This window comes from Chryseobacterium sp. sg2396 (genome assembly GCF_042610505.1).
Lineage (GTDB): Bacteria > Bacteroidota > Bacteroidia > Flavobacteriales > Weeksellaceae > Chryseobacterium.
In genome coordinates this window covers 164180-188013 of sequence record NZ_JBHGAQ010000002.1, presented here as the reverse complement: position 1 = coordinate 188013, position 23834 = coordinate 164180, and the positions used below count along the sequence as shown (strand labels likewise).

The window sequence follows — 23834 nt, the reverse complement described above, 5'->3', positions numbered from 1 at the left end:
AATAAGAAATATAGTTCTAATTCAAAAATGAAAAGCTTTCAAATTATTATAAATACTTAATTCGGTCAATGGGAAATTTTCTCTCATCATTATTTTGATTCATATGCAAAGTCTATGATCTCGGCAATCGCTTTTTCGATTTCCTTTCTTCCATCTTCAGATTTCAAATCGATTCCGCAGAACATCTGTGCATTGTATGCTGTATAGAGATTGAGATAATAGGCTCCTGAAACCAATAAGGCAGCGATGGCGCGGTATCTTACGGATTTGTCCCCAAAATGAGGATCTACAATATTCTTGAAAAGCATCTCTCCCATCTCTTCCCTGTCGTCAGCAACTTTTTTAAGGATTGGTTTACTCTCAGAAAGCCCCCAAAGAATGATCTTCTGAAGTTCCTTATTTTTCTTGATGTGTTCGAACTGATTGAGAATGGCAACTTTGGATAATTCTTTCCCGCCATCGGAAATATCTACCTGTATATTATCCTGGTTCATCCGGCTCCAGTAATCCTGCGAGCGTATATACTCATCGATCAGCTTTTCGGTACTTCCGAAATACTCATAGATCAGCTTTTTGTCGAACCCGGCTACAGCGGCAATTTTGCTCACTTTCAGCCCTGAATATCCTTTGGTTCTTAAAATTTTCCCAACTGCAGCCAGCAGTTTTTGTTTAGTTTTTTCTTTATCCCTGATAGGGCCCTGTACCACTTTTCTAGGCATGTTATTATTATTTTTTTGCAATATGCAATTTTTTATTGATATCTTCAAATGCATTGAGCGTTTTATCAAGATGTTCCCTTTCATGGGTTGCCGTCATACTCATCCTGATTCTGGCATCTTTTCTGGCTACTGCAGGGTACATTATGGGATTAGTATATACCCCGCGGTCCAGAAGCATTTTTCCGACATCCATTGTTGTTCGCGGGTCTCCGATTTTTACCGGGATTACTGCAGAACAGGTAGTTCCGATTTCCAGTCCCAACGCATCCAACCCTTTCTTAAAATAGTTGATGTTATCCCACAATTTGGCTCTCAGCCGGGGCTCTTCATTAATAAGATCTATGGCTTTAACAATTCCCGCCGCTGTTCCGGGCGGTGTTGTAGCAGAAAAAATCTGCTGCCTGGACTGAAACCTGATGAAATTCGTTAACTTCTTATTCGCGATCACATATCCACCGATATTTCCGAAAGTCTTGCTGAATGTTCCCGTAATAATGTCGATTTTATCTAGCAAACCCGTATCTTCAATCGTCCCTCTTCCGGTTTTTCCTAAAATCCCTACCCCATGCACATCATCGATCATAAGATAGGCGTTGTATTTTTTTACTAATTTATAAATTTCTTCGATAGGTGCTGTATCTCCATCCTGCGAATAGACACCATCTATTACTACCAGTTTCGTACGGAACTGGTGTTCCGACGTTTTGAGGGTATGCTCCAATGCCTCGAGATTATTGTGAGGGAATGTTTTTCTGTTTGTAAGGATACACCCTTCATATACACTTGCATGCACCGCCATATCGATGATCGCAATATCTTCTTTCTGTAACAGAATCTGCAAAGTCGCACTATTAGCCGTGTATCCCGTGGTAAACGTTACGGCCTCTTCCTGGCTGCGCCCGAAAAATCCGGCTATTTTGGTTTCAAGTTCATTGTGATAGGAATAATATCCACCGATAAGAGGGGTCGCTGCCGAACCGGTTCCAAATTCCTCAATCCCCTTTATGGCGGCTTCTTTTACTTTGGGATGCTGGGTAAGTCCCAAATAATCACTCGTTACAAAGCTTATAATCTCCCTTGTCACATTATTTTCCCCGATATTCATCACAGAACTGCAACCTGTATTGTTCTGCAGCCTGTACCGGTGCCCGTTCGTTTTCATGTATTCCAGAAAATCATAATAGATATCTGCCCGCTGCATCATATCGAAACCCGGAATATTTTCAAAGTCTTTAAAAGTAGCTGTAGTAAAGTCGATTTTCATCATTATTAATATATTTTGTTAGCTGTTTGTATAACAAATATAAAACTATTTTTAAAGCAAATTAAAAGATTTTACCGATAAAATTTAATATGCATAGAATATTTTTATTAAAAAATCATAAACACTATGAACATTCATAATTAACAGGAAAAATTAACAAAAAAAATCCAATTGGCAAACTCATGATAAGCAATTAATAATTAAACGATTAATTAATACAGCTGAGACAATAATTCACTTCCCCAGACTGTTTGTAATAGCTTTCACGGAATTTTTCACTTTCAGCTTCTCAAGAATATTCTGGCGGTGACGGCTTACGGTATTAATGCTTATGCACAACATCTCTGCTATTTCCTTACTGGTAAAGCCCTCCCCTACATATTTCAGGATCTCCATCTCTCTGGAGGAAAGCACATTCTGATACGTCAATTTGTCTTCAGCAACAATCTCCCCATTTACAGAATTAACAATTAAAAATTCTGAAGCCCCGGGCTGGAATCTTTTTAAAGCCATATCATACAGGCAAAGCGCAAAGCGCAGCTTCCCATTGTCCGGAGAATAGAAATAAAACATGCGGTGCCGGACAAAACGGTAGCAGTCATCTTTATCCTTTATCCTTATATTAGATAATACGATAAACCCAGACCTCTCTAAAAAGCCTACCTCTTCCAGCATTTTAAAAAAACGCAGCTCGTGAATATATTTTTTAAGCTTATCATCCGGATGAATTTTTTTCAGGATATCTTCCTCCCAGATCGAATCGATTACCTTCGGATTTTCAGATGAATTCAGCCCCAGCTCATCAGCCGTTCTGGAAAAATAAACATAACTTTTATCTGCCTGCATATCGCTCAGTACGGCAATAGAATTTTCCACCTGAGCATAAGACCATGCCATATTCTTATATATTTCGATATCCATTTTGCAGCTTTTATCCTTTTCGCGGTTCCCTATGAGCAGGGTCTTGTTCAGCGTATCGACGATTTCCATAAAAATGGTTATTTATAAGTATTGATGTAGATCTTCATTCGTTTTACCTTTGCTAAAGTAATGATTATTTAGACGAATAAAGATTGTTGAAAAGAATGAAGAAAATATTTTTAAGTTTTTGCACCTTATGTATGATCAATAAAAGCCTTTCCCAGACCCTGGAAAAAATGACCTGGTTCAATGAGCCCGAGAAATGGGAAATTAAAAACAGCAGCCTGTCGATGTTTGTTACGCCGCAAAGTGATTACTGGAGAATTTCTCATTACGGCTTTACGGTGGATGATGCGCCGTTTCTCTATACTACATACGGCGGAGAGTTTGAAGCAAAGGTTAAAATCAGGGGAAATTATAAAGCCCGGTTCGACCAGATGGGTTTGATGCTGAGGATTGACAAGGAAAACTACATTAAGGCGGGAATAGAATTCGTAGACGGAAAATATAATCTGAGTACGGTGGTAACACACAAAACAAGTGACTGGAGCGTCATTGTTTTGGACAAAATCCCATCCGAGATCTGGATTAAAGCAGTACGAAGGCTTGATGCCGTTGAAGTATTTTATTCTTTTGACGACAAAAATTACATCCTGATGCGAAATGCCCATCTTCAGGACAACAGCCCGGTAATGGTCGGTTTAATGGCAGCCTGTCCCGATGGCAACGGCTTCAATGCGGTTTTTGAGAATTTCAAAGTAAAACACCTGCCGGACGAACGCCGACTGCAATGGCTCCAGAATCATAAATAAACTAATACTACTTTCAATATACAGTCATTTTTTAACCTCCTTTTTACAGGAGGTTTTTTCATTGACAAATTCTTTATAGAGCTTAATAATCGCTTTATTCAAATATCGTTTAATTAAAAAATAAATACAAGATACCACAAAATCAATAAACATTTCAGGTATTTTTAATCATAAATTACAATTTACATCTGTTTTATTACAAATTTTCAATATATTTAATAAAATTTATTTTTTTGGTGAGATATTTGAATTAGAAAAATCACTTTCACCCTACACCAACCACTTAAAACAGCAATATGTCAATTCACATTATTTCCCCGAAAGAAAGCCTGATCAGGTTCCTGAAGAGGTCTTTCCCGATTCCCGTCAATGGATAATCATTCATCACCAGCGTTTTGACTTTGTTTTAATTCCATAAAAACCTTTTACGATCATGATTTTTGAAGACAACCATTCTGTTTTGCAGGATAGCCACAACCTTTCGTTTGTGAAAAATGCAGTAAATTTTCACGGGGACAAATCTTTTATTCTGAATTCATTACAGAAAATAAAAAACAATACCCTCTGCCGGATAAAGAGGAAGATGATCAATAAACTCATCAGGGAATATACACGGCATCTTAATTATATTGAAAACGAAGACCTGAATTCCAAACCGGAAAACTACGAGCTTTCGCCTGTCTATGCAAGACAGTCTTACAATAAAGTAGTTAAGGAAAACGAATATCTGGAAAAAGTATTACTCCTCTTAATGAACCAGTAATAGCCTCTCTTCTTCGAGGTCGATCTGCATCAGATGTTTCCTGATCAGATCCTCATCAAGATGCCGCTGCTCATTCTTGTTCTGCTCGATCAGCCATGCCCGCTGCCTGTCCAGGACATCAAGATAGGCCTCGCGAATTTCTGAAGAAATTTTTACATCCGGTTCTTTTTCCATTTTATCCTGCCATTTTTTGCTGATCTGCTGGAGAAAAGAACTCTTCTCAAGCAATTCCCGATAATTTGTATCCAAATGATCCAGTGTGAGTTTTGACATTTCGCGCCGAATCATTTCTTCCGCTTCGTCGTTTGGAAGATAATCATTGTAATCAGGCAGATCGACCTTGCGGATGATAAGCGGCAGCGTGAGCCCCTGAACCAGCAAGGTGGTAAGGATGACGATAAAAGTGATAAATAAAATAAGATTCCGATGCGGAAAATCCGGACCGTTTTGAGAAAGTTTTACGGGAATCGACAGGGCTGCAGCAAGTGAAACCACGCCGCGCATTCCGGTCCAGCCGAGAATAGCAGGCACTTTAAAACCGGGATGTCTCGAATCGGCTACATCAATGAAATTTCTGGCAATTAATGTAATAAAAACAGCCCCGTACGCAGATAAGATACGGACCGCTACCAAAACAAGCGTAATCATCAGGCCATATCCTATGGCCGTAGAAACACTTACGCCGTCCAGTCCTGAGATAATTTCAGGAAGATCCAGTCCGATCAGGATAAATACGAGTCCGTTTAGAACAAATGCCAGGCTACCCCAGACACTTATTCCCCGAAGCCTCGATGAAGTAGTCAGAAAACTGTGCCTGTGGTTAGACAGGAGCAACCCGCCGCTTACTACTGCAAGAACCCCGGAACTGTGGATTTCTTCTGCCGCAATATACATCAGGTACGGTGTAACGAGTGTAAGAACCGTATCCATATTGGCGTCGGTCGGAAGCATTTTATGAGCTTTCATAAAAAGCCAGCCGATCAGCAGTCCCGTACCGATTCCTCCGACGAGCATCCATGAAAAACTGAGTACTGCTTCGTGCCATACAAACTGCCCGGTAGCCACCGCAATCATCGCAAAACGGAAAATGATAAGCGAGGAAGCATCATTAAGAAGGCTTTCCCCTTCCAGGATCGATGACATCCTTTTCGGAACCTTTACAAATTTTAAGATAGCACCCGCACTTACCGCATCCGGCGGAGAAACAATCCCTCCCAGCAGAAAACCGAGCGCCAGAGAAAATCCCGGAATGAAATGATTGGCTACAAAAGCAACGATGGTAGCCGTAAGAAAAACGACAACAAAAGCAAAGCTTCCGATAATCCGTCTCCACTTCCAAAGTTCTTTCCAGGAAATTGTCCATGCCGCTTCATACAATAAAGGCGGAAGAAAAATAATCAGAATCAGTTCAGGATCTATTCTTATCATCGGAATATCCGGAATGATACTGATCAGAAGTCCTGCCACTACCAGCAAAACCGGATAAGCCACCCTGATTTTATTGGCGATCATGATCAGTAGAACAATAACGATAATAAGGGATAAGTAAAAGGGGAAATTTTGTATCATTCCGTTTACGGGTTTTCCATATAAATATACGCAAAACATTTATCTTCAAATTCCCGGTGCAAATTTTAATTTTTCAAAACATCAGACACCAGATTAAGAGCCTGTTTAAATTTTAATTCAGCAAACTTTCCGTCATTTCTCTTAATTTTCTGAATTAAATAAACTTTGTTTATTCTTCCCTTTAATACGATGATTTCAATTGATTTAATTGAATATTGCCGGGCAACCGACATATTGATTTTTTAAGCTAAAATGCCTTAAATTCTTAATGTTAAAAGATAAAAGATAAATTTAAACAGGCTCTAAGAAATGGGTTTATTTTGATTTTTAACATTAACACGTAGAAAAGATAAATATCATCTTGTGAACATGCCGGATCTTAAAAATTTTGATGAACTTTACGGCCATTGAATTGATCCATTGCAGAAGCCAGAATTTCAAATGCATACAGAAGAAAAAGCAGAAAAAAACAGCAGGCGGTTTAAAATTATCCGGTTGTGTATTTTTTTGTCCGGCCTTTCGGTATTTGCACAACTGTACCTTTTCCAGCCTTTGCTTCCTTTGGTTGCTGGACATTTTAAAACCAGTGTCGGCGACAGTTCGCTGTTGGTTTCTTCCACAACCATCGGGATGGCATTGGGACTGTTTTTTTTCGCATTCCGGGCAGACAGTTTCCCAAGAAAAAACCTCATGGTTTTTTCCCTCATTTCCTCAGCATTGCTTACGATAACTTCGGCTTGGATCCCAAGCCTTCCTCTTTTGATTGCCATCGGTTTTTCAAAAGGCTTTATCATCTCCGGAGTGTCAGCCGTTGCCTTGGCATACCTTACGGAAGAAGTACAACTTTCAGCAGTTGCTTTGGCCATCAGCACCTACCTCAGCGGAAATACAATCGGTGGAATGAGCGGAAGGATTTCAGCCACCATCTTAGCGGGTGAATTCGGCTGGCGAAATGCTCTTTTGATGATCGGCATTGAGAGTCTTATTCTGGGTATGATATTCTGGAAGTTTTTTCCGGAATCAAAATTTTTCAATCCTCAAAAAACGGATTATCATCTTAAAGTAAAGCAAATGAAGCGGCTTCTGAGTGATTCCTACATGCTGCGCCTTTACTGTACGGCATTTCTCCTGATGGGATCTTTCGTGAGCATTTACAATTATCTTACTTTCAGGCTGGAGGCAGCTCCTTTTTCTCTAAGCCATTTTTTTATCGCTTTTATTTTTCTCATGTATATTTTCGGGGTTTTCGGAACAATGATCACCAGCAGGCTCGCAATGAGATTTGAAAGAAAGGATATTCTGAAAAGTTCAGTAGCACTGATGCTGGCAGGACTCCTGCTGCTGATGTCTGGAAATATTTATATCATAATTTTCGGACTCGGATTATTTACGCTCTGCTTCTTTGCCGCACATACGATGGCGAGCCAGATGACCGCACTTTGTGCGAAAGATGGAAAATCTTCAGCAACTTCCATCTATTGGCTTTTTTATTATTTCGGTTCAAGTTTTTTGGGAAGCGGAACGGGATATCTTCTTCACGCAACCTCATGGTCTGTTTTTATCATCACCCTTTCATTCATAATTATCCTCTGTCTGATCCTGACAAGCCAGAATAAATCACTAAAAATTGAGTAAGCAGTACCTTCCTGCAATCCATCCATACCACACACATACCACAAATTTAACATTTCGGAAGAGTTTTACTTTTTATGAACCTTTCATATTTACTGTATTGAAGAGCATTCTGGAGATTCCTTTCGATATAGATTAACATTTAATTCAAATATTATTCTAAACATAAGGCATGGTATTTGCAAACACCACCATACGATATAATCGCTTACAAAAAATAACTTAACACACACAAAATAGTATGAACGTTGCAGATTTAAAAATCAAGAACTTAGTGGAATATAAAAATCAGATTTATAATATTACTGAAATATTCCAGGATAATGATGGAAAAAATTATTTTGTTAAAATTGAGAATGATATTCACAGTTTTTCTGTTCCGGCAGAATCCATAAAGCCGATTCAGATTACTGAGGAATGGCTTGAAAAATTTGGATTTTCAAGAACATACAGTTCCGAACAGCGAATCAGATATGAAAGACCGGAAACATTCATTAAATACGATATTGATCTGAATTCAAAAAAAATCGTGGACGGATTAAAAATCTACGGAAATTCGATCAGATGCAAGTATATCCATGAGTTTCAGAATATTTTTTCATGCCTGTTCGGGAAAGAGCCCGCTTCCATAACGTACGGATTAGTCGGCACCGAATCTTAATAATAATATATTTTTCAGGAACAGCCACAACTTTTCAGTTGTGGCTGTTTTGTTTTACAGTAAGATTTAAAAATCAGGTTAATTAGTTGGAAAAGGATTCCGTATGCTGAAAGTTTTTACAGTTAATATACTTCTTATTAATCTTAAATATTTTTGAGTTCAAAGCGATGTTACTTATACGGTTGTGTAATTCCATATTCCTGATACGCTCAATACTTCCAACCCCGGCTGTTTTTCACCATAACTGAATACGCCGATGTATTTTGAATCACAGAATGGGCAACCGGTCCCAAAATACAAAGTAGGCCTATTATTTACGGTAATTTCGCCAAGATGAAGCATGTGAGATGAAGTTTCTTCAGCCATTCCATTGTTCAGAAGCTCATGTTTAGACAAGACTTTATTTTCATGATAGAGCTGAAAAACAGGAAAACCTGACTCATAAGGCCTTATGCTCACAGAATTCTTATGCCCGCACTCACTGCAGGTAAATTTTACTTCAGCCGACAAACCGATCTCTTCATTGATAAAGGAATCTTTTTCCAGCATCGCTTTTTTACCAATAATAATTTTTTCCGTAATAGGATACATGGCCATATTATTTTTGGATGACGGTTCCTGACAGGTTATTGTATTTTCCGCTCGGGCTTTTGATGATGGTTACTTTAATATAACCTTCCTGCGCCAGTTTATTCCATGTTTTCTGATAGCCGGTCATCGGATCAATCGGGATTTTCCACATCATCTGGGTCCCGCCGCCTACCTGACCAAACCATGGAATCACATCGGCAAGCTGCCCTGTAAAGGGAAGCAGGTTATTCATAACATCAATCTCATAATAAAAGTCATAGGATTTCTCCGGCATATTGAGGGCCCGCTGGCTGAAAGTATACCGGTATCCATCAACAATCGGACTTGTAAAACTTCCTCCCAGGATCGGAGTTCCGGTTCCGCTGTAACTTCCGACAGCACCGCTGTAACGGTCGAATTTTTGTCCGGCAGAAAACGGAATATTATCTATGATATTGTATCCTCCGTTGGCAGGGGGCCAGCCACCGTTGAGGTTATTGTTTTTAAATAAAGCTTCCAGCGAGGTCCAGTTTCCCTGTTTGTAAAGATCAAAAATCTCATTTCTTAGCGATGGGCTTACTTTTCCGGAGGGATCATAGGTTTTCGCCAGCGCATCCGCATTCTGGTAAAACAACGTCATTACCGGAGGAATCCGGCTTTCTGAAACATCATCATCGGAAGAACATCCTGCCGATAAAAAGGGGATGCTGAAAAGTAAAATGTACTTTAATAGGTTTTTCATGGTTAAAATTTTAATGTCCGTAAATTTAAAGGAGATATTCCATTCATACAATATACAACGGCACAAAAAAACCTTCAGATATAATAACCGAAGGCAGGAAATATAAAGAGTAAAGTATTTAATTGATATTCAGATAATCTTTGATGATTTTCAGGACCCCGAAGTTATCATTGGAGCAGGCTTCAAAGCTGGCTGCCTTTTTTACGGAAGGATGGGCGTTTTTCATGGCGTACGAATATTTTGAGTTTTCCAGCATCTGAATATCATTCATATAATCACCGAATGCCATGGTCTGCTGCGGAGTAATATCCAGGGCTTTCTGAAGCTTTTCCAGCGCAGCACCCTTGTTAATGTCCTTGTTCATGATATCCAGCCAGTATTGCCCGGAAACGACAATATCCAGATCGTACTTTTCAAACTCTTTCAGCTCGGGATAAACATTCAGCTCCGAACCGCCGGAATGGTAAACGGCAATTTTAAAGATACTGTCATGCACTTCCTCCGTAAGATCTTTCCTTCTCTCGCTATCGGCGTAAAATTGTGAAATGTAATCGATAAATTCCTGATTATCCGTATCAAAATACGCTTTCTTCTTTCCAGAAAGAACAGCCGTGGCACCGGGTACGGTACGGATTTTTGTAATGATCTCAGCAATGTATTTCGGATCAAGCTCATCGGCAAACAGCTCTTCATTTTTATAAATAACATATCCTCCGTTTTCTGCTATAAAGGCCATTTCGCTTTCCGTATCGCCGAAGTATTTGGTAATCCCAAGCATCTGTCTTCCGCTTGCCGGAACAAACAGAATATTTCTTTTCTTAAGCTCTTCGTAAATTTGAGGGAATTCAGGGCTTACTTCATGTAAAGAATTCAGAAAAGTCCCGTCCATATCCGTTACGATCATCCTTATATCATCCATAAAAATATTCTTCAGTAATTGAATTTAACGGCAAATATATTATATAAAAATTTAACCGCCTCGTTAGCAATGCAAACAGCCTGCCTTTATTTTGTCCCAATGTTTTTCAGCAAAATATATTATCTATTTATTTTCATATTACAGTTTTAATATCCACAAATCATTGCATTTACAACAAATAATTTGACTGATAATAATAAGATTCATAAATTTACATGGTTAGTTACCATTAAAAAACCAATAGCCCCTGAACACGTGCAAATTGTAAAAAAAAGCCAGCTAATTATATTTTGTCTTCTGTTTTTCTATGTAAACGCTTTTGCGCAGTCGGAAAAAAACATTTCCGGCCTTAAAAAAAAGTCACCGAAAACTCCAGGCTGTTAGAGGTTAACATCAATAAGGCTTACCTTGATCTGAACAGACTCATTAAAGAATCCAGAAAACTGAAGGATTCGCTTTCCGAAATGACTTTAATGGAAAGAAAATGCAGGTATTTTTATAGCAAAAACCAGATCGACAGCCTTGTCATCGCATCAGAACAGCTGCAGAAAGTTTCCGGCGATTACAGTAACGAATATTATGAAGCCATGGCCGATGTATACCTTGCAGAAACCTATTCCGTAAATAAACTATATAACAAAGCGATTCTCCATCTTAATAATGCCTATAATACGCTGCTGAAAGACAAATCTGAAAGCAAAAAGATATTCTATGCAAAAGCAAATGTCCTGAGCAGCTTTGCGAATGTATATATGGGTAAGAACGAACCCGAAAATGCGGTACGGAAACTACGGGAAGAGATCAGAAGCGGTTCCGAAATCAAAAACAAAAATAAGTTTGCCTCTTTTCAATATCATAATTATGCCAATATTTCAAATGCTTACACACAAATCTTTCAGCGAAGAAACTCATAAAAAACAGGTAATATCATCATCATTGATAAGTAGTATATTAGGAAAGCCTGGGGTAATTTCATTTGAAATGCTCAGTTTTTTTTGTTTAAAAGTGACATAGAGGATCGTCTGATTTAAATCAGCAGGAAAGTTTAAATCAATGCGGATCCGATATTTAACAGAGAATTCATCTTTTCTCTATTCCGAGTTCATATGGAACTATTTTTTTAGACCATTGTTAAAACACATCTATTATAAACGATATTTTTTACTAAAAATTCATATTTTAACATTTAATTTTGAAAGATTCCAAATAAATACCATTTATTAAAATCCATATGAAAAATAGTTACATTTACATAAGAATAATCAAAAGCATCATTACATGAGTCTATAAATATTATTCTTTAAAAACTAAATCTAACCATTAAAATTCAACGAATGATTATTGAGAAAATCCTCAACGTCGACGATTACTATTACGACGTGTTCATGGCGATCTCAGAATCCCTTACCGGATTCTCCGTGAACGAACTGCAGGCTACCGGTTTAGCCGAGATTTATTACCGACATATTCTCACCCACATCGAAGCGGCAACCTTTATTGAATTTCTGAATATTTCCAAAAATATTCTTGAAAATTCCTATAGCCGGGATCAGCTTAAAAACGCAATCACCGCTGAAATCTTTTCCGATCCCGCCACGCAGGCGATTGCCCAAAATGTTATTACCCTCTGGTACATGGGAACTTGGGAAGGAGCCTACATCAACGATCTTTCCTACAAAGAAGGTCTGGTCTGGACCGTGATGCATGCCCATCCACCGGGAGCCAAACAGCCCGGCTTTAAATCCTGGAATATCAAACCCGTAAACAGCAACTCATGAACCAGACAGAAAGAGCACAGCCTAAAAAAGATGTGATTATTGTAGGAACCGGAATCGCAGGATCCCTGATCGCCAAGCTTTTAACAGACCACGTTTTTGATACCGAAGCAAAAAAGATGATCCACCGTGCCGAAATGAGCGACGCGAAAACATACCGGGAACTGTCCATTCTCATGTACGAAGCCGGACTGGAGGCCGGACTGGAACTGGATTCCGCATCTTCTATGACGAATTACAACGGGTATATCCGTAAATTTTACATGGAAGAAGCCAAAGTGCCCAACTCCCCTTATCCGGACCTGAAACAGGCACCTTCACCGAATGTGCTGGATATGCAGCCGATTGTTCCTCCGTTTCCCGATAAAAAGGGCTACCTGGTACAGTTTGGTCCGATGCCTTTTGCGAGTGATGCAATCAGGGTCGGCGGTGGGACCACGCTTCACTGGTTGGGAACAACTCCACGGATGCTTCCCAATGACTTCAGGCTGAAGAAAAAGTACGGCAGGGCCATGGACTGGCCTGTAGATTACCATACGCTAAAGCCTTACTATGAAATGGCCGAGTTTGAAATCGGGGTTTCGGGCAATGTAGCCGCGCAGGAATACCCGATAAAAGAAAGCATGGAGGAATATTACGGGAAGGATTACGTATTCCCGATGGATGAGATCCCTCAAAGCTATATGGACCAGCAGATCATCAAAGGACTGAAAGGAACTTCCGTCCAGCTGAATTTCGAGGATATTCCGCTGACGCTCGTTCCGTCGCCGCAGGGACGTAATTCCACGCCTAATACCGCTTACGGTAAAGCAAAATTAATTAAAGCAACACCGTCAGATTCAGGATATACTTTGTCTTTAGCCAATATTGAACATGAAGAATACAAAGCGTTAGGTGCTATCTGGAACCCCTACCAGGGAGAGCGCTGTGAAGGAAATGCGTCCTGCGTACCAATCTGTCCGGTCCAGGCAAAATACAACGCTCTGAAAACTTTAAAGAAAGCTTTATATAAAGTTAACAAAAATGAAAACCTCCAGCGAAATCCTCACATTCAGGTACAGGCACAAAGTGTGGTCTACAAACTGAGTGTTGACCCCGCAAACCGGGATAAAATTTCAAAAGTGCACCTGAGAAAATATTTTTCACAGGAAAAAACGGATTTTGCGGAAGAGGTAATCGAAACGAACGACTCTATTGTCATCCTGGCTGCTAACGCCTTTGAAAATCCCAAAATCCTTCTGAACTCAAAATATACTGTTGTTGAAAACGGACAGAAAGTTGAAAAAACGGTTGCCAACAGGAGCGATCAGGTCGGAAGAAACCTGATGGACCATATGGTCATGCTGACCTGGGGGCTGTTTCCTGATCCGATCTACTCTTACAGGGGACCGGGTTCCACCACCAACATTTCATCCTTCCGGGACGGAAATTTCAGAAGTGAATTTTCCGCGTGGATTTCCCCGCTTGATAACTGGGGATGGGCATGGCCGGCATTTTCTCCGGGCTCCGATCTTTCAGAATTTTTAAATGCAGGGCTCTTCGGTCAGGATCTGAAAGAAGCGTTGGCGCACAGGCTTTCGAGACAGGTCCTGTTTCATTTTGAGATTGAACAGCTTCCGAATCCAAATAACAGGGTAACCATCAATGATCAGTATCTGGATGTTTTGGGAATTCCCCGGCCTGTCATTAATTACGAATTAACGGAATATGAAATGCGGGCAATGGAACAGGCAAAAATGGCTTCCGACCAGATGTTTGAAAGATTGGGCATTGAAGATTTCACCAAATACAATGCAACAGACAATAATACCTTTGTATACCATAATGTAAGGTATTCTTACAACGGAGCAGGGCATATTGTAGGAACCCACAGAATGGGTGACAATCCGGATGATTCTGTGACCGACAGTTACTGTAAAGCGTGGGATCATCCGAATTTATACATCGTTGGGGCCGGTAACATGACGACCCTGGGAACTTCCAACCCTACCCTTACCCTGGCGGCCTTTACCATCCGATCGGTAGAATCCATTTTGAAAGACCTTGAAAACATTTTAAAATAAAAAAAATGAGACAAAGACTAATCCATAAAACGGAAATTCATGAACAGCCGGAAGCAAATACTTTTGCCAGAGGCTCTTTTATCCAAAATACAATTGTTGAAGAAACCATTTCCTTACATTCGTTATTGTTTCATTCAGATATCAGTAAAAACGACTGGATCGAAGGACTGAAGTACCACAGCAAAATGCTGACGAATTTGTTGTTAAACAACCAGACTGAAGAATTTAACCGTTATCTCAGCTCTCAATTGAACCAGGATATATCTGAAGAATTAAAGACTGAAGAAATTCCAAACATCTCTTTGGGAACAAAGAAGGGCTTGCTGAAAATGGACTACCGCCCGGTATTGCAGGACCTGCTGCAGACGGCCGTACTGATCGAACACTCAACCATTCCTCCATATCTCACCGCCTTATATTCCATAAAAGACGGAACCAATATCCTGGCTTCACAGATTATAAGAAGTGTGGCAGTGGAAGAAATGCTTCACATGATCATGGTCTGCAATGTGATGAATGCCGTAAGTATACAACCGTCGGTCAACCGCCCTCAGAACTACCCTACCTATCCGATGAAATTACCCATGAATGTTGATTTCTTCGTAGGCCTGGAAACATTTTCTTCAAACAGTATCGCCACTTTTATTGCCATCGAAAGCCCAAGCAATCCGCTGGTGAAAGCACCGGAATACAATCCTGAAATAGAAACCGCCGGCCTGATGTCCAGAAATACCGTTCAGGAAAACAATTTCTGGACGCTGGAAAATATGAAAGACTTCATCATGAAGAATGTACACACCATCGGCGAATATTACGATGTACTATTCTTCTATATTGTTATTTTCCAGATCATTGCTTATTATGAAGAATACGGCAGGGTGCCTCAAAGCTTTGAAGAATTAAATACGGGCGGTATTTTTACCGGAGATCCGGCAAAACAGATCCGCCCGGAACAATATTACGGCAGCGGCGGTAAACTGCATCCTGTTGAATCACTGGAAGGGGTTATTCTGGTTTTCCAGGAAATAAAAGGCCAGGGCGAAGGAGCGGACGACTCTATTTTCGATGTCGATCCGTCTCAGTTTGAGGAAGGCGCGGAACTGGCACATTATTTCAGGTTTAAGGAAGTTTTTCACGAGCATTTCTATCAGGGCGGAGATTACAGGTCGTTTACCGACGAAAACGGAATGATGCCCGTAACGACTCCACCTGTCGGGAAGCCGCTTCCTGTAGACTGGAGTGCAGCCTATCCGATGATGCCGAACCCGAAAATGGCCGATTATCAGTCCAACCCGGGATTATTTGAACAGGGGAAGGCTTTTAATGCTACCTATAAAAAATTGCTGGATGCCATTCAGGCTGCTGTAGAAGGCAATCCGGAAGAAATCTCGAGATCCGTTATGTACATGTACGCCCTGAAAGAACAGGCCATAGGACTGATGAGCCAACCACTGAATGCACAGTATAACGCAGGACCTACCTTTGAATATCCTACCAACTAATAAAAAACTAAAACCATGTTAAAAAGAAACCAAAACAGCGCAGGACATGAAAACCTGATGGCAAGAACTTCCGCAGAAAACACAAAAGGGTATCTTGAAACCCTGATGGACGGTTATTCCAAACTCCTGATCGATGATCCGGTAAGACCGTTCAGGGAAGATAAATTACAGGAAATCGTCAATGATGTCGATTACGGAATTCTGGCAGCACTGGACGGAACCTGGGTAAGCTATAATGCCAATTATAATAAAAATATAGAAAGACCTTCGCTGGCCAGCGGAGTACATACTACGATTATGCCTTCCCCGGGTACTAATCCCGGAACCATCCCAGGAAAATTCAGCTTCGACAGTGAGGAATATATTGAGAAACTGACCTTTGCCTTAGTGCCGGGCGGGGTACGTAACCGCGGCGGTGCTGCCGAACTGTTTTGCGGTGCACTGAAATACGAACAGAGCATTAAAAGCGTCACCAGAGCTGAAGGACAGACTGTTTTACAGTACACCCCGATCCACGAAGAAAACGGAATGTATCTTTGGCTGAGTGATGTATATAATTATGCAGCTAACAAAGAAACCATCAAAAGAGACCGCGGCATCCACGCTTTCAGTACAGAGGATTTCGAAAAATACGGTTATAAAGGAGAATACCGGGACGAACCGCTGGTACAGGTAAAAGATGAAAACGGAAATGCGTCATATATCCTTCTGAGCCAACTGAAAGAAGGCCAGGAATATTATGAAATTATTCCGGCGCAGGAAATAAAACCGGGAGACGGCATATCAGGACCTTATTTCATTCCTGACTATTCCATTTCCAGAAGCGGCGTTATTCCTCACGGGAGTACCATTACCCTTATCGGCGATATCGCACCGAGCAACAACAATTATCTCATCAAAGGCGCTCCGCAGTTTCCGCAGGGTGACGCGGCATGGCAGCCTGAACATCTGGCTATTTCCCCGACCATGGGAGGAGCAGGAGCAAGCGTTACCCATCCCATCAATCTCGATCGGCCGGCTCCGGCTTGGGTTCACGAAATCCTGAATGATGAAAACGATCCGGGTTCCAATAAAATCTACACTCAGCGGATTCTTGCTGATGATCTGTACCCCTATTCCGTACGTCCGGACCTTAGACTGAGGGATACACTGAGCGGACAACAGGTTAAAAATTACGTACAGCTCCAGCTTTCTTCAAAGAATAAAACCGGCGCACAGGGCGGCATCCTGAACGTTCCTTTTGTAACCCGCTATGTTCCTACGGTTGAAGTGAGCTTTACCATGTGGATTGAAACCGTAATGGAAGAAGGAAAAGAAATCCTGCAGCTTCAGTACGAACAGATTATTCTGTTTGAATTCGATTTCGGAAATGACGGCGGTACGACCAGCTGGCCGCATATCCAGACAAATACCCTCCGTAAGCTCGAAGATATACCTGAAGATCAGAGGAAGATTATTGAAGAACAGTTCTATGACAGACCCGTTATCAATACGCCCCTTTCGGAAGCAGCAGGTTTGGCAGTAAATCCGCCGTCGGGATGCCCTATTCATAAAGGATAAGCTTTTATCAGCAATAACCCTGCAGTCTTTTTAACAGTTGACTGCAGGTTTTTTTATATAATAACCAAAAATCCCGCTGTTCAGTACAACCTGAGGACAATTCATTCAATTTCAACAGATTGCTGATGCAAAAATTCAATAACATGGTCAGTGATTCAGATTTAAAAAATCTTTCATACCTCATGAAAACCATTGAATCTTTAGGGTATCCGAATGCGACAATATTAAGATAAAATAAATTCACCGATATTATTTCCGGTCATTAAAAAATGATAAGGAATTTTATAATGGGGCCCTCATTAAAGAAGTGAAAATAAGATCATTTGATATTTGAGACTGTTATTGATATACTAACAAAAAAACCGTGCAGGATCCAGGTTTCTTCTTCCATTCCATTAACCTAATTTCTGATTAGGGTTCGTATTGTCTGTTCAAATCATTAATCCATGGGTATTTTTTACCTGTGCCATCACAAAAGTACTGTGGGTACTCCCGATCGAAGGTACGGCTCCCAAAATATTGAACACAAAATTCTGGTACTGTTTCATATCCCGTACATGAACCTTGAGGAGAAAATCGAAATCTCCGGAAATACTGTAACACTCCGCCACTTCTTCAATTTCCAGGATCTCGCGTTCGAATTCTACAGCCAGGTAGCTGTCGTTGCTTTTCAGTTTCAGCTGACAGTATACGGTGAAACCGAGGTTAAGCTTTTCTGCATCCAGAATGGCCGCATACTTTTTTACGTACCCTTCCTGTTCAAGCCTTTTTACCCTTTCAAAAACGGGTGATGGTGAGAGATTAACTTCTTTTGCAAGTTCTTTTACCGTTAATTTTGCATCATTCTGAAGCAGTCTCAGCAGCTGCATATCCTTACTGTCAAGATGTTCCATAGAATATTATTCTTTAAGAGGTTATTAATTACACAAATATACAGAATATTATTCTATTTAGTAAATAAAAAATAGTTTAATTCACCAATTTTTGCAATATTTATCAAAAATATATTCTTTATATGTAATTTTACTCAAAACAAAATACCAGATTATGGTAGACGGTTTTGAGTAAAATATAAGGGAATATTTTATATCGAGATCACTCTAATTGGGGAGTGGTCTCTTTTTAAAAATTAAAGATAAAATAAAAAAGTTCATTTAAAGTACATATAAGTTATACTTAAATTAATCTTAGGGAGAGCAGCATTATGTAAGTAAAGCTGCTTTTTGTTTTTAATAGAAATTAGCAGAACGGCCTTTATTCTTAATCTGATCAACGTAATTAGGCAAAACAGTGATGGATAAAACAAAAGAGTATATTCCGGAAAAAAGAATCTTGAGCTAACTGTATGGTATGGAAATATACCGTAATAATAAGTTTGAAAGCCGTCGGAGTTTACGCATTATTTTACTCTGGCAGTTCGGGAACTGTAATATCCTGAGGTTCTGATTTTAGCGTCCTTAAAAATGCTTCCATCTGGTAAATTTCTTCATCCGAAAGTTCCAGCATCCTTACCATACCCGATTTTTCCGACCGTAACGCGATACCGTTATGTAAGGTAGCCCGTTTCTGGGAATGTTCGGGATTTCCCCTGCTGTAAAAACGGATCACTTCTGTTAAGGTCTTCATCGAACCGTTATGCATCCATGGCCCTGTACGGGATATTTCGCGCAGACCCGGCACCCTGAACCTTCCCGCATCTTCCGGATTCTTCGTAACCAGATACCGTCCAAGGTCCTCTCCTTTTTCGCCCATCAGCGATGTTCCTATGTTTTCAAACCGATTATTGGAAAAATACCCGGAATTATGACAGTTTATGCATTGCGCTTTTGTCCTGAAAAGATGCAGCCCCATTAATTCGTCATTCGTATACGCATCGGATTTTCCATCTATGAAAAGGTCAAATTTGCCGGGCGTACTTTTTACAGTTCTTTCAAAAACAGCAATGGCTTTGGAAATCCGGTCTTTGGTAACCGATTTATCGCCAAAAGCCTTATGGAACAACATTTCATAGCCTTTTATTTTGGAAATTTTTCCGGCGGCTACATCGATATGCTCTCCCATTTCCTTTTCGTCCTGGATCGGCATTTGCGACTGCTCTTCCAGTGTACGGGAGCGGCCGTCCCAGAATAGTGAACGTGCATAAGCTACATTCAGAATGCTCATGGCGTTGCGGGTTCCAAGCTGTCTGTTGTGGCCGAAGGAGAAAGTCCGGCTGTCGCACCAGCCCAATTCCGGATCATGACATGAAGCGCAGGCAATCTGATTGGATTTTGAAAGCCTGGGATCAAAGAAAAGTGTTCTTCCCAGCAGTTCCTTTTCTGCCGAATACGGATTATCTTCAGGAAAGGGAGTTTCCGGCAAATGACCGATCTCCGCAAAAGACGGAATAGATTCCGGATCCAGCACGGGTTTTGGCCACTGTGAAGCATCCCCTGAAGAATACAGTTTTCTCAGGTGATCCATAAAAGCATTTTTCCGGTTGATTTCTTTTTGTACAGAATTGCTCAAACAATTATGCAAAAGCGAAACAATAAGAAACAGAACCAGGGTCCAACTTAAAGCATTCTTCATGAAGATCCGTAGTTTCCGCAAAAGTATGATATTTTTATATTGAATTAAGGAAATTAATTTTGACAAAGCAGAAATTACATCAACCGGCTGTAAGAGGGATGCGGGATGCTGGAAGTTTTTCTTTTCCGTCGTATTATGACTTACGGAAGCAAATCGGACAAGATGCAGCCGTGTTTATGACCGCAAGGAAAAACAAACAATCAAATACATCCCGCCGGATATCAGGTTAGACAAAGACGTTTCACTTAATAAAATTATACAAGGAGATTAATTTTATATTTCATTAATATGAAGTGGCTTCGTCTACCTTACATTCAGCAGAGTGTACAATAAAACGTTTGTCTATCCCTGCGGTTTAAATTCTTTGATTCTATCAGTAGGTGTGAACAGTATTATACAACCCAAAGCTTCTGTAGTTACTTCATAAAAATTCACCAAATGTTTATATAATTGAAGAGTAATAAGCTTATCTTTAGACTTTCATTCAAATAATAAACAAACTTACATGCAGATATTATCCTTGAAAACCGCTACTTCTGCAGCTGCGATCTGCTTCAGCACAGTTGTTTTTGCCCAGCAGAATTATTCGGTGAGCGGCACGCTAAAAGATAAGAAAAACGGTGAGCTGCTCATCGGCGTCACGGTGAAAGTGGCTGAAGACCCTAATATTTCCGTTGTATCAAACGATTATGGTTTTTATTCCTTATCATTACCGAAAGGAACATACCATCTTATTATTTCCAATCCGGGCTTTAAAGATTTTCAGCAAATGATTTCGCTGGAAGATAATACCAAGCAGGATCTGCTGCTCGATTCAGGAGAAGGAGAAGACCGGACGGCAACGATTGATGAGGTCGTTGTTTCAGGTATTAAAAAAGACAAAAACCTGACCTCCGCCCAGATGGGCACGGAAACGATCAGCATCAAAAACATTGAAAAACTTCCGGTTTTGTTCGGAGAAAGGGACGTTATGAAAACCATCCAGCTTTTACCGGGAATCAAAAGCAATGGCGAAGGAAACAGCGGGTTCAGCGTACGAGGTGGTGCCACCGACCAGAATCTTATCCTGCTGGATGAAGCAACCGTCTACAACGCTTCCCATTTATTGGGATTCTTCAGCACTTTTAACAGCGATGCTTTAAAAGATGCAAGCATTATCAAAGGAAACAGCCCGGCACAGTATGGCGGAAGACTTTCTTCGGTACTGGATGTAAAAATGAAAGACGGGAACAACAAGGCCTACAATGTAAACGGAGGAATCGGGATCATCAGCAGCAGACTAAGTGTAGAAGGGCCTATCCAAAAGGAAAAATCGTCGTTCATCGTTTCGGGAAGAAGAACATACGCAGACCTTTTCCTAAAAGCTACGGATGATTATAAAGACAATAAACTGTATTTCTATGATCTGAATTTAAAAGCCAATTACCAGGTGAATGAAAATAACCGGCTTTATTTATCCGGTTATTTCGGACGCGATGTTTTGGGATTAGGAGATACCTTTGATTCAAACTGGGGAAACACCACCGCTACCCTGCGCTGGAACAGCATTATCAGCAGCAAACTGTTCTCCAATACCTCGCTGATTTACAGCAATTACAATTATGATTTCAGCTTAAGCAGCAACAACAATACTTTCGGCCTTTCATCCAAGATTGAAGACTGGAACCTGAAGCAGGACTTCACCTGGTTTGCCGGTAATAAGCATTCGGTAAAATTCGGGCTGCAGTCTATTTATCACACAATTACTCCCAGCAGCGCATCGGGAACCAGTGTAAGCAGCTATCCGAGAAATCCGAGATACTCCTGGGAAAATGCGTTTTACATCAATGACGATTTCAAAGCGACCGAAAAACTGACCATCAATTACGGACTTAGGTTTTCGCTGTACAGTGTTCTGGGAGGAGATACTTATAATATCTATGAAAAAGGAGTACTTACCGGTTCGGAATTTCTTGAAAAAGGGAGATTCGGGAAAACGTATACGAATGCCGAACCGAGAGTGACTGCCAACTACCGGCTGAATGAAACCAGCAGCATCAAAGGAGGCTATGCACGCAATACGCAGAACCTGCATCTTCTGAGCAACAGCGGAAGCGGAAATCCTACGGACCAGTGGATCGGAACCAGCTATACCGTAAAGCCGGAAATTGCGGACCAGGTAAGCCTCGGATACAGCCGTAATTTCAGCAATAACAATTATGAAGTGAATGCGGAGGTATATTATAAATCCATGCAGAACCAGATCGACTACAAAAACGGGGCACAAATAGCCTTTGACACGGCCGCCGATGTGGAAAGCGAACTGCTTTTCGGGAAAGGAAGGGCCTACGGACTGGAGCTGATTGCCAAAAAGAAAAGCGGGAAACTGACCGGCTGGATTTCATACACCCTATCCAAAACCGAAAGAAAGATAGAAGGAATCAACAATAACGAATGGTACAATGCAAGGATAGATAAAACACACGATCTTGCGATAGTTGCTACTTATCAGTTTAATACAAAATGGTCCTTTTCAGGATTGTTTGTGTACAGCACCGGAAATGCCGTGACTTTCCCTACGGGGAAATATGTACTGAACGACCAGTCGATCCTTCAGTACAGCAGCAGGAATGCCGATCGGATGCCCGCTTATCATAGAATGGATCTGAACGCCACGTATGAGCCGGACGGCAACAAACGTTTCAGAGGCTCCTGGTCGTTCGGGGTGTATAATATTTACGGACGGGAAAATGCTTACTCCATTGCCTTTAAAGACAACCCTGACAATCCGGGAACTTACCGCGCGGTACAGACCTCACTATTCCGCTGGGTTCCGAACATTACGTACAATTTTAAATTCTAACCGATGAAAAACCTTTTTTTAAGTATATTATCTCTCTTCTGCCTGTGCTCATGTGAAAAGGATATCGATCTTGACCTGGAAGACCAAAGCGGAAAAATCGTTATCGAAGGAAATATTACAGATGATACCGGACCCTATCTTGTTAAAATCACCAAGTCGGTAGCATATACATCAGATGCCTATTATACGGCTATCGATAACGCACAGGTTATCGTAAGCGATAATACCGGGCAAGCCGAGACTTTGACTTATATGGGAGGCGGATATTATAAAACCACAAATTTTGCAGCACAACCGGGAAGAACATACACGCTGAAAGTAACTGCCGAAGGCCAACAGTATTCTGCACAGAGCACAATGCCGCAGCCGGTATCTTTTGACGGGCTGGACCAGGATTCTTTTATGGTAGCCGGGGAAAAAAGCTATACGCTGCTTCCTGTTTTTACGGATCCGGCCATGCTGGGTAACCGTTATCTTTTTATATTTTCAGTAAACAATACCTCTCAAAAGTTTTTCGCTGAATTTTCCGATAATGTAAATAACGGCCTGCCCAATCAAAGGCCTCTACTGATGCCTAACGATAAAGACGGTATTAAAGTAAAAGCAGGAGATACCATTCATGTACAAATGCAGTGTATCGACCAGAATATATTTACTTATTATTCCGCCCTGCTCCAGATTTTAGACGGGGGTGCCGGTTCCGGTGTAACGCCTGCAAATCCGCCAAGTAACATCAGCAACGGTGCATTGGGTTACTTTTCTGCACATACGGTAAAGATGCAGAGTAAAGTAATCGAATAAATCAAATTCAACCAGAACCTGCCCGGAGTTTTTCGGGCAGGTTTTAATTTATAAATACCTGATGATATTCAAAGTATTATACCTTTTTTTTAAAAAATCAGTCTGCATGATGTAACAATAGCCCCCCTTTGGGTGTCTTATAGGCAGA

20 protein-coding genes are annotated in these 23834 nt (G+C 40.7%); 11 read left to right on the top strand and 9 right to left on the bottom strand.

Annotated features, from left to right (window positions below; genetic code table 11):
- Positions 1-89 precede the first annotated feature (89 nt).
- The 3 genes from ACED20_RS02585 to ACED20_RS02575 all read right to left on the bottom strand — a co-directional run bounded on the left by ACED20_RS02585 (position 90) and on the right by ACED20_RS02575 (position 2973).
- Complete coding sequence (locus tag ACED20_RS02585) at positions 90-719, bottom strand: TetR/AcrR family transcriptional regulator (protein ID WP_294201567.1); 630 nt, start codon at positions 717-719, stop codon at positions 90-92.
- Between the two features lie 7 nt (positions 720-726).
- Entirely contained in the window at positions 727-1986 is a 1260-nt protein-coding gene (locus tag ACED20_RS02580) for an aminotransferase class I/II-fold pyridoxal phosphate-dependent enzyme (protein WP_378103389.1), read from the bottom strand.
- Between the two features lie 231 nt (positions 1987-2217).
- On the bottom strand, positions 2218-2973 hold the full coding sequence (locus tag ACED20_RS02575) for a response regulator transcription factor (RefSeq protein ID WP_294315121.1): 756 nt from the start codon (positions 2971-2973) through the stop codon (positions 2218-2220).
- A gap of 95 nt (positions 2974-3068) precedes the next feature.
- On the opposite strand from ACED20_RS02575, the gene ACED20_RS02570 reads away from it, so the two are divergent.
- Positions 3069-3716, top strand: a complete 648-nt coding sequence (locus ACED20_RS02570; protein ID WP_294263000.1) for a DUF1349 domain-containing protein — start codon at positions 3069-3071, stop codon at positions 3714-3716.
- 433 nt (positions 3717-4149) lie between these two features.
- Positions 4150-4479, top strand: coding sequence for a hypothetical protein (locus tag ACED20_RS02565; RefSeq protein WP_294201562.1), 330 nt, complete (start codon positions 4150-4152; stop codon positions 4477-4479).
- Here ACED20_RS02565 and ACED20_RS02560 read toward each other — a convergent pair.
- Entirely contained in the window at positions 4465-6048 is a 1584-nt protein-coding gene (locus ACED20_RS02560; RefSeq protein WP_294262994.1) for a Na+/H+ antiporter, read from the bottom strand. The two genes, ACED20_RS02565 and ACED20_RS02560, sit on opposite strands and share 15 nt — an antisense overlap.
- Before the next feature lie 441 nt (positions 6049-6489).
- On the opposite strand from ACED20_RS02560, the gene ACED20_RS02555 reads away from it, so the two are divergent.
- Positions 6490-7683: an MFS transporter gene (locus tag ACED20_RS02555; protein ID WP_294331092.1), complete on the top strand. Its 1194-nt coding sequence runs from the start codon at positions 6490-6492 to the stop codon at positions 7681-7683.
- A 238-nt stretch (positions 7684-7921) separates the two neighbouring features.
- Complete coding sequence (locus ACED20_RS02550; RefSeq protein ID WP_294223035.1) at positions 7922-8341, top strand: hypothetical protein; 420 nt, start codon at positions 7922-7924, stop codon at positions 8339-8341.
- Between the two features lie 174 nt (positions 8342-8515).
- Here the strand turns inward: ACED20_RS02550 and ACED20_RS02545 are convergent, their stop codons facing one another.
- The 3 genes from ACED20_RS02545 to ACED20_RS02535 form a co-directional block, all read right to left on the bottom strand.
- Entirely contained in the window at positions 8516-8932 is a 417-nt protein-coding gene (locus ACED20_RS02545; protein ID WP_294223023.1) for a hypothetical protein, read from the bottom strand.
- A gap of 7 nt (positions 8933-8939) precedes the next feature.
- Positions 8940-9653, bottom strand: a complete 714-nt coding sequence (locus ACED20_RS02540; protein WP_294201554.1) for a glycohydrolase toxin TNT-related protein — start codon at positions 9651-9653, stop codon at positions 8940-8942.
- Positions 9654-9771: 118 nt separating this feature from the next.
- Complete coding sequence (locus ACED20_RS02535; protein WP_294223017.1) at positions 9772-10572, bottom strand: HAD family hydrolase; 801 nt, start codon at positions 10570-10572, stop codon at positions 9772-9774.
- A 473-nt stretch (positions 10573-11045) separates the two neighbouring features.
- On the opposite strand from ACED20_RS02535, the gene ACED20_RS02530 reads away from it, so the two are divergent.
- From ACED20_RS02530 to ACED20_RS02510, 5 genes are all read left to right on the top strand, one after another.
- Complete coding sequence (locus ACED20_RS02530; protein WP_378103386.1) at positions 11046-11486, top strand: hypothetical protein; 441 nt, start codon at positions 11046-11048, stop codon at positions 11484-11486.
- 420 nt (positions 11487-11906) lie between these two features.
- The gene (locus tag ACED20_RS02525; RefSeq protein ID WP_294201550.1) at positions 11907-12350 is read left to right on the top strand and encodes a hypothetical protein; all 444 of its coding nucleotides are present in this window, start codon (positions 11907-11909) and stop codon (positions 12348-12350) included.
- Positions 12347-14410 carry a GMC oxidoreductase gene (locus ACED20_RS02520; RefSeq protein ID WP_294237769.1) on the top strand — a complete coding sequence of 688 codons (2064 nt, stop codon included), beginning with the start codon at positions 12347-12349 and terminating at the stop codon, positions 14408-14410. The genes ACED20_RS02525 and ACED20_RS02520 overlap by 4 nt, the downstream gene beginning before the upstream one ends.
- Before the next feature lie 5 nt (positions 14411-14415).
- Entirely contained in the window at positions 14416-15912 is a 1497-nt protein-coding gene (locus tag ACED20_RS02515) for a ferritin-like protein (RefSeq protein ID WP_378103384.1), read from the top strand.
- Positions 15913-15927: 15 nt separating this feature from the next.
- A complete protein-coding gene (locus ACED20_RS02510; RefSeq protein ID WP_378103383.1) occupies positions 15928-17472 on the top strand; it encodes a peroxidase, FMP-type in 1545 nt (514 codons plus the stop codon).
- Positions 17473-17903: 431 nt separating this feature from the next.
- Here the strand turns inward: ACED20_RS02510 and ACED20_RS02505 are convergent, their stop codons facing one another.
- Entirely contained in the window at positions 17904-18365 is a 462-nt protein-coding gene (locus ACED20_RS02505; protein ID WP_294201545.1) for an Lrp/AsnC family transcriptional regulator, read from the bottom strand.
- A gap of 511 nt (positions 18366-18876) precedes the next feature.
- Positions 18877-19935, bottom strand: a complete 1059-nt coding sequence (locus tag ACED20_RS02500; RefSeq protein ID WP_294201544.1) for a cytochrome-c peroxidase — start codon at positions 19933-19935, stop codon at positions 18877-18879.
- Positions 19936-20548: 613 nt separating this feature from the next.
- Between ACED20_RS02500 and ACED20_RS02495 the strand changes: the two genes are divergently transcribed.
- Both ACED20_RS02495 and ACED20_RS02490 read left to right on the top strand, forming a co-directional pair.
- Complete coding sequence (locus tag ACED20_RS02495) at positions 20549-22885, top strand: TonB-dependent receptor domain-containing protein (RefSeq protein WP_294220428.1); 2337 nt, start codon at positions 20549-20551, stop codon at positions 22883-22885.
- A 3-nt stretch (positions 22886-22888) separates the two neighbouring features.
- The gene (locus ACED20_RS02490; protein ID WP_294220426.1) at positions 22889-23686 is read left to right on the top strand and encodes a DUF4249 domain-containing protein; all 798 of its coding nucleotides are present in this window, start codon (positions 22889-22891) and stop codon (positions 23684-23686) included.
- Positions 23687-23834 lie beyond the last annotated feature (148 nt).

What these genes read in the sequence shown, in the direction of transcription:
- ACED20_RS02520 (WP_294237769.1), top strand. Translation starts at nt 12,347, where the DNA reads ATGAACCAGACAGAAAGAGCACAGCCTAAAAAAGATGTGATTATTGTA.
- ACED20_RS02495 (WP_294220428.1), top strand. Translation starts at nt 20,549, where the DNA reads ATGCAGATATTATCCTTGAAAACCGCTACTTCTGCAGCTGCGATCTGC.
- ACED20_RS02560 (WP_294262994.1), bottom strand. Translation starts at nt 6,048, where the DNA reads ATGATACAAAATTTCCCCTTTTACTTATCCCTTATTATCGTTATTGTT.
- ACED20_RS02585 (WP_294201567.1), bottom strand. Translation starts at nt 719, where the DNA reads ATGCCTAGAAAAGTGGTACAGGGCCCTATCAGGGATAAAGAAAAAACT.
- ACED20_RS02545 (WP_294223023.1), bottom strand. Translation starts at nt 8,932, where the DNA reads ATGTATCCTATTACGGAAAAAATTATTATTGGTAAAAAAGCGATGCTG.
- ACED20_RS02565 (WP_294201562.1), top strand. Translation starts at nt 4,150, where the DNA reads ATGATTTTTGAAGACAACCATTCTGTTTTGCAGGATAGCCACAACCTT.
- ACED20_RS02510 (WP_378103383.1), top strand. Translation starts at nt 15,928, where the DNA reads ATGTTAAAAAGAAACCAAAACAGCGCAGGACATGAAAACCTGATGGCA.
- ACED20_RS02555 (WP_294331092.1), top strand. Translation starts at nt 6,490, where the DNA reads ATGCATACAGAAGAAAAAGCAGAAAAAAACAGCAGGCGGTTTAAAATT.
- ACED20_RS02525 (WP_294201550.1), top strand. Translation starts at nt 11,907, where the DNA reads ATGATTATTGAGAAAATCCTCAACGTCGACGATTACTATTACGACGTG.
- ACED20_RS02535 (WP_294223017.1), bottom strand. Translation starts at nt 10,572, where the DNA reads ATGGATGATATAAGGATGATCGTAACGGATATGGACGGGACTTTTCTG.
- ACED20_RS02540 (WP_294201554.1), bottom strand. Translation starts at nt 9,653, where the DNA reads ATGAAAAACCTATTAAAGTACATTTTACTTTTCAGCATCCCCTTTTTA.
- ACED20_RS02575 (WP_294315121.1), bottom strand. Translation starts at nt 2,973, where the DNA reads ATGGAAATCGTCGATACGCTGAACAAGACCCTGCTCATAGGGAACCGC.
- ACED20_RS02500 (WP_294201544.1), bottom strand. Translation starts at nt 19,935, where the DNA reads ATGGATCACCTGAGAAAACTGTATTCTTCAGGGGATGCTTCACAGTGG.
- ACED20_RS02505 (WP_294201545.1), bottom strand. Translation starts at nt 18,365, where the DNA reads ATGGAACATCTTGACAGTAAGGATATGCAGCTGCTGAGACTGCTTCAG.
- ACED20_RS02515 (WP_378103384.1), top strand. Translation starts at nt 14,416, where the DNA reads ATGAGACAAAGACTAATCCATAAAACGGAAATTCATGAACAGCCGGAA.
- ACED20_RS02580 (WP_378103389.1), bottom strand. Translation starts at nt 1,986, where the DNA reads ATGATGAAAATCGACTTTACTACAGCTACTTTTAAAGACTTTGAAAAT.
- ACED20_RS02550 (WP_294223035.1), top strand. Translation starts at nt 7,922, where the DNA reads ATGAACGTTGCAGATTTAAAAATCAAGAACTTAGTGGAATATAAAAAT.
- ACED20_RS02530 (WP_378103386.1), top strand. Translation starts at nt 11,046, where the DNA reads ATGGAAAGAAAATGCAGGTATTTTTATAGCAAAAACCAGATCGACAGC.
- ACED20_RS02490 (WP_294220426.1), top strand. Translation starts at nt 22,889, where the DNA reads ATGAAAAACCTTTTTTTAAGTATATTATCTCTCTTCTGCCTGTGCTCA.
- ACED20_RS02570 (WP_294263000.1), top strand. Translation starts at nt 3,069, where the DNA reads ATGAAGAAAATATTTTTAAGTTTTTGCACCTTATGTATGATCAATAAA.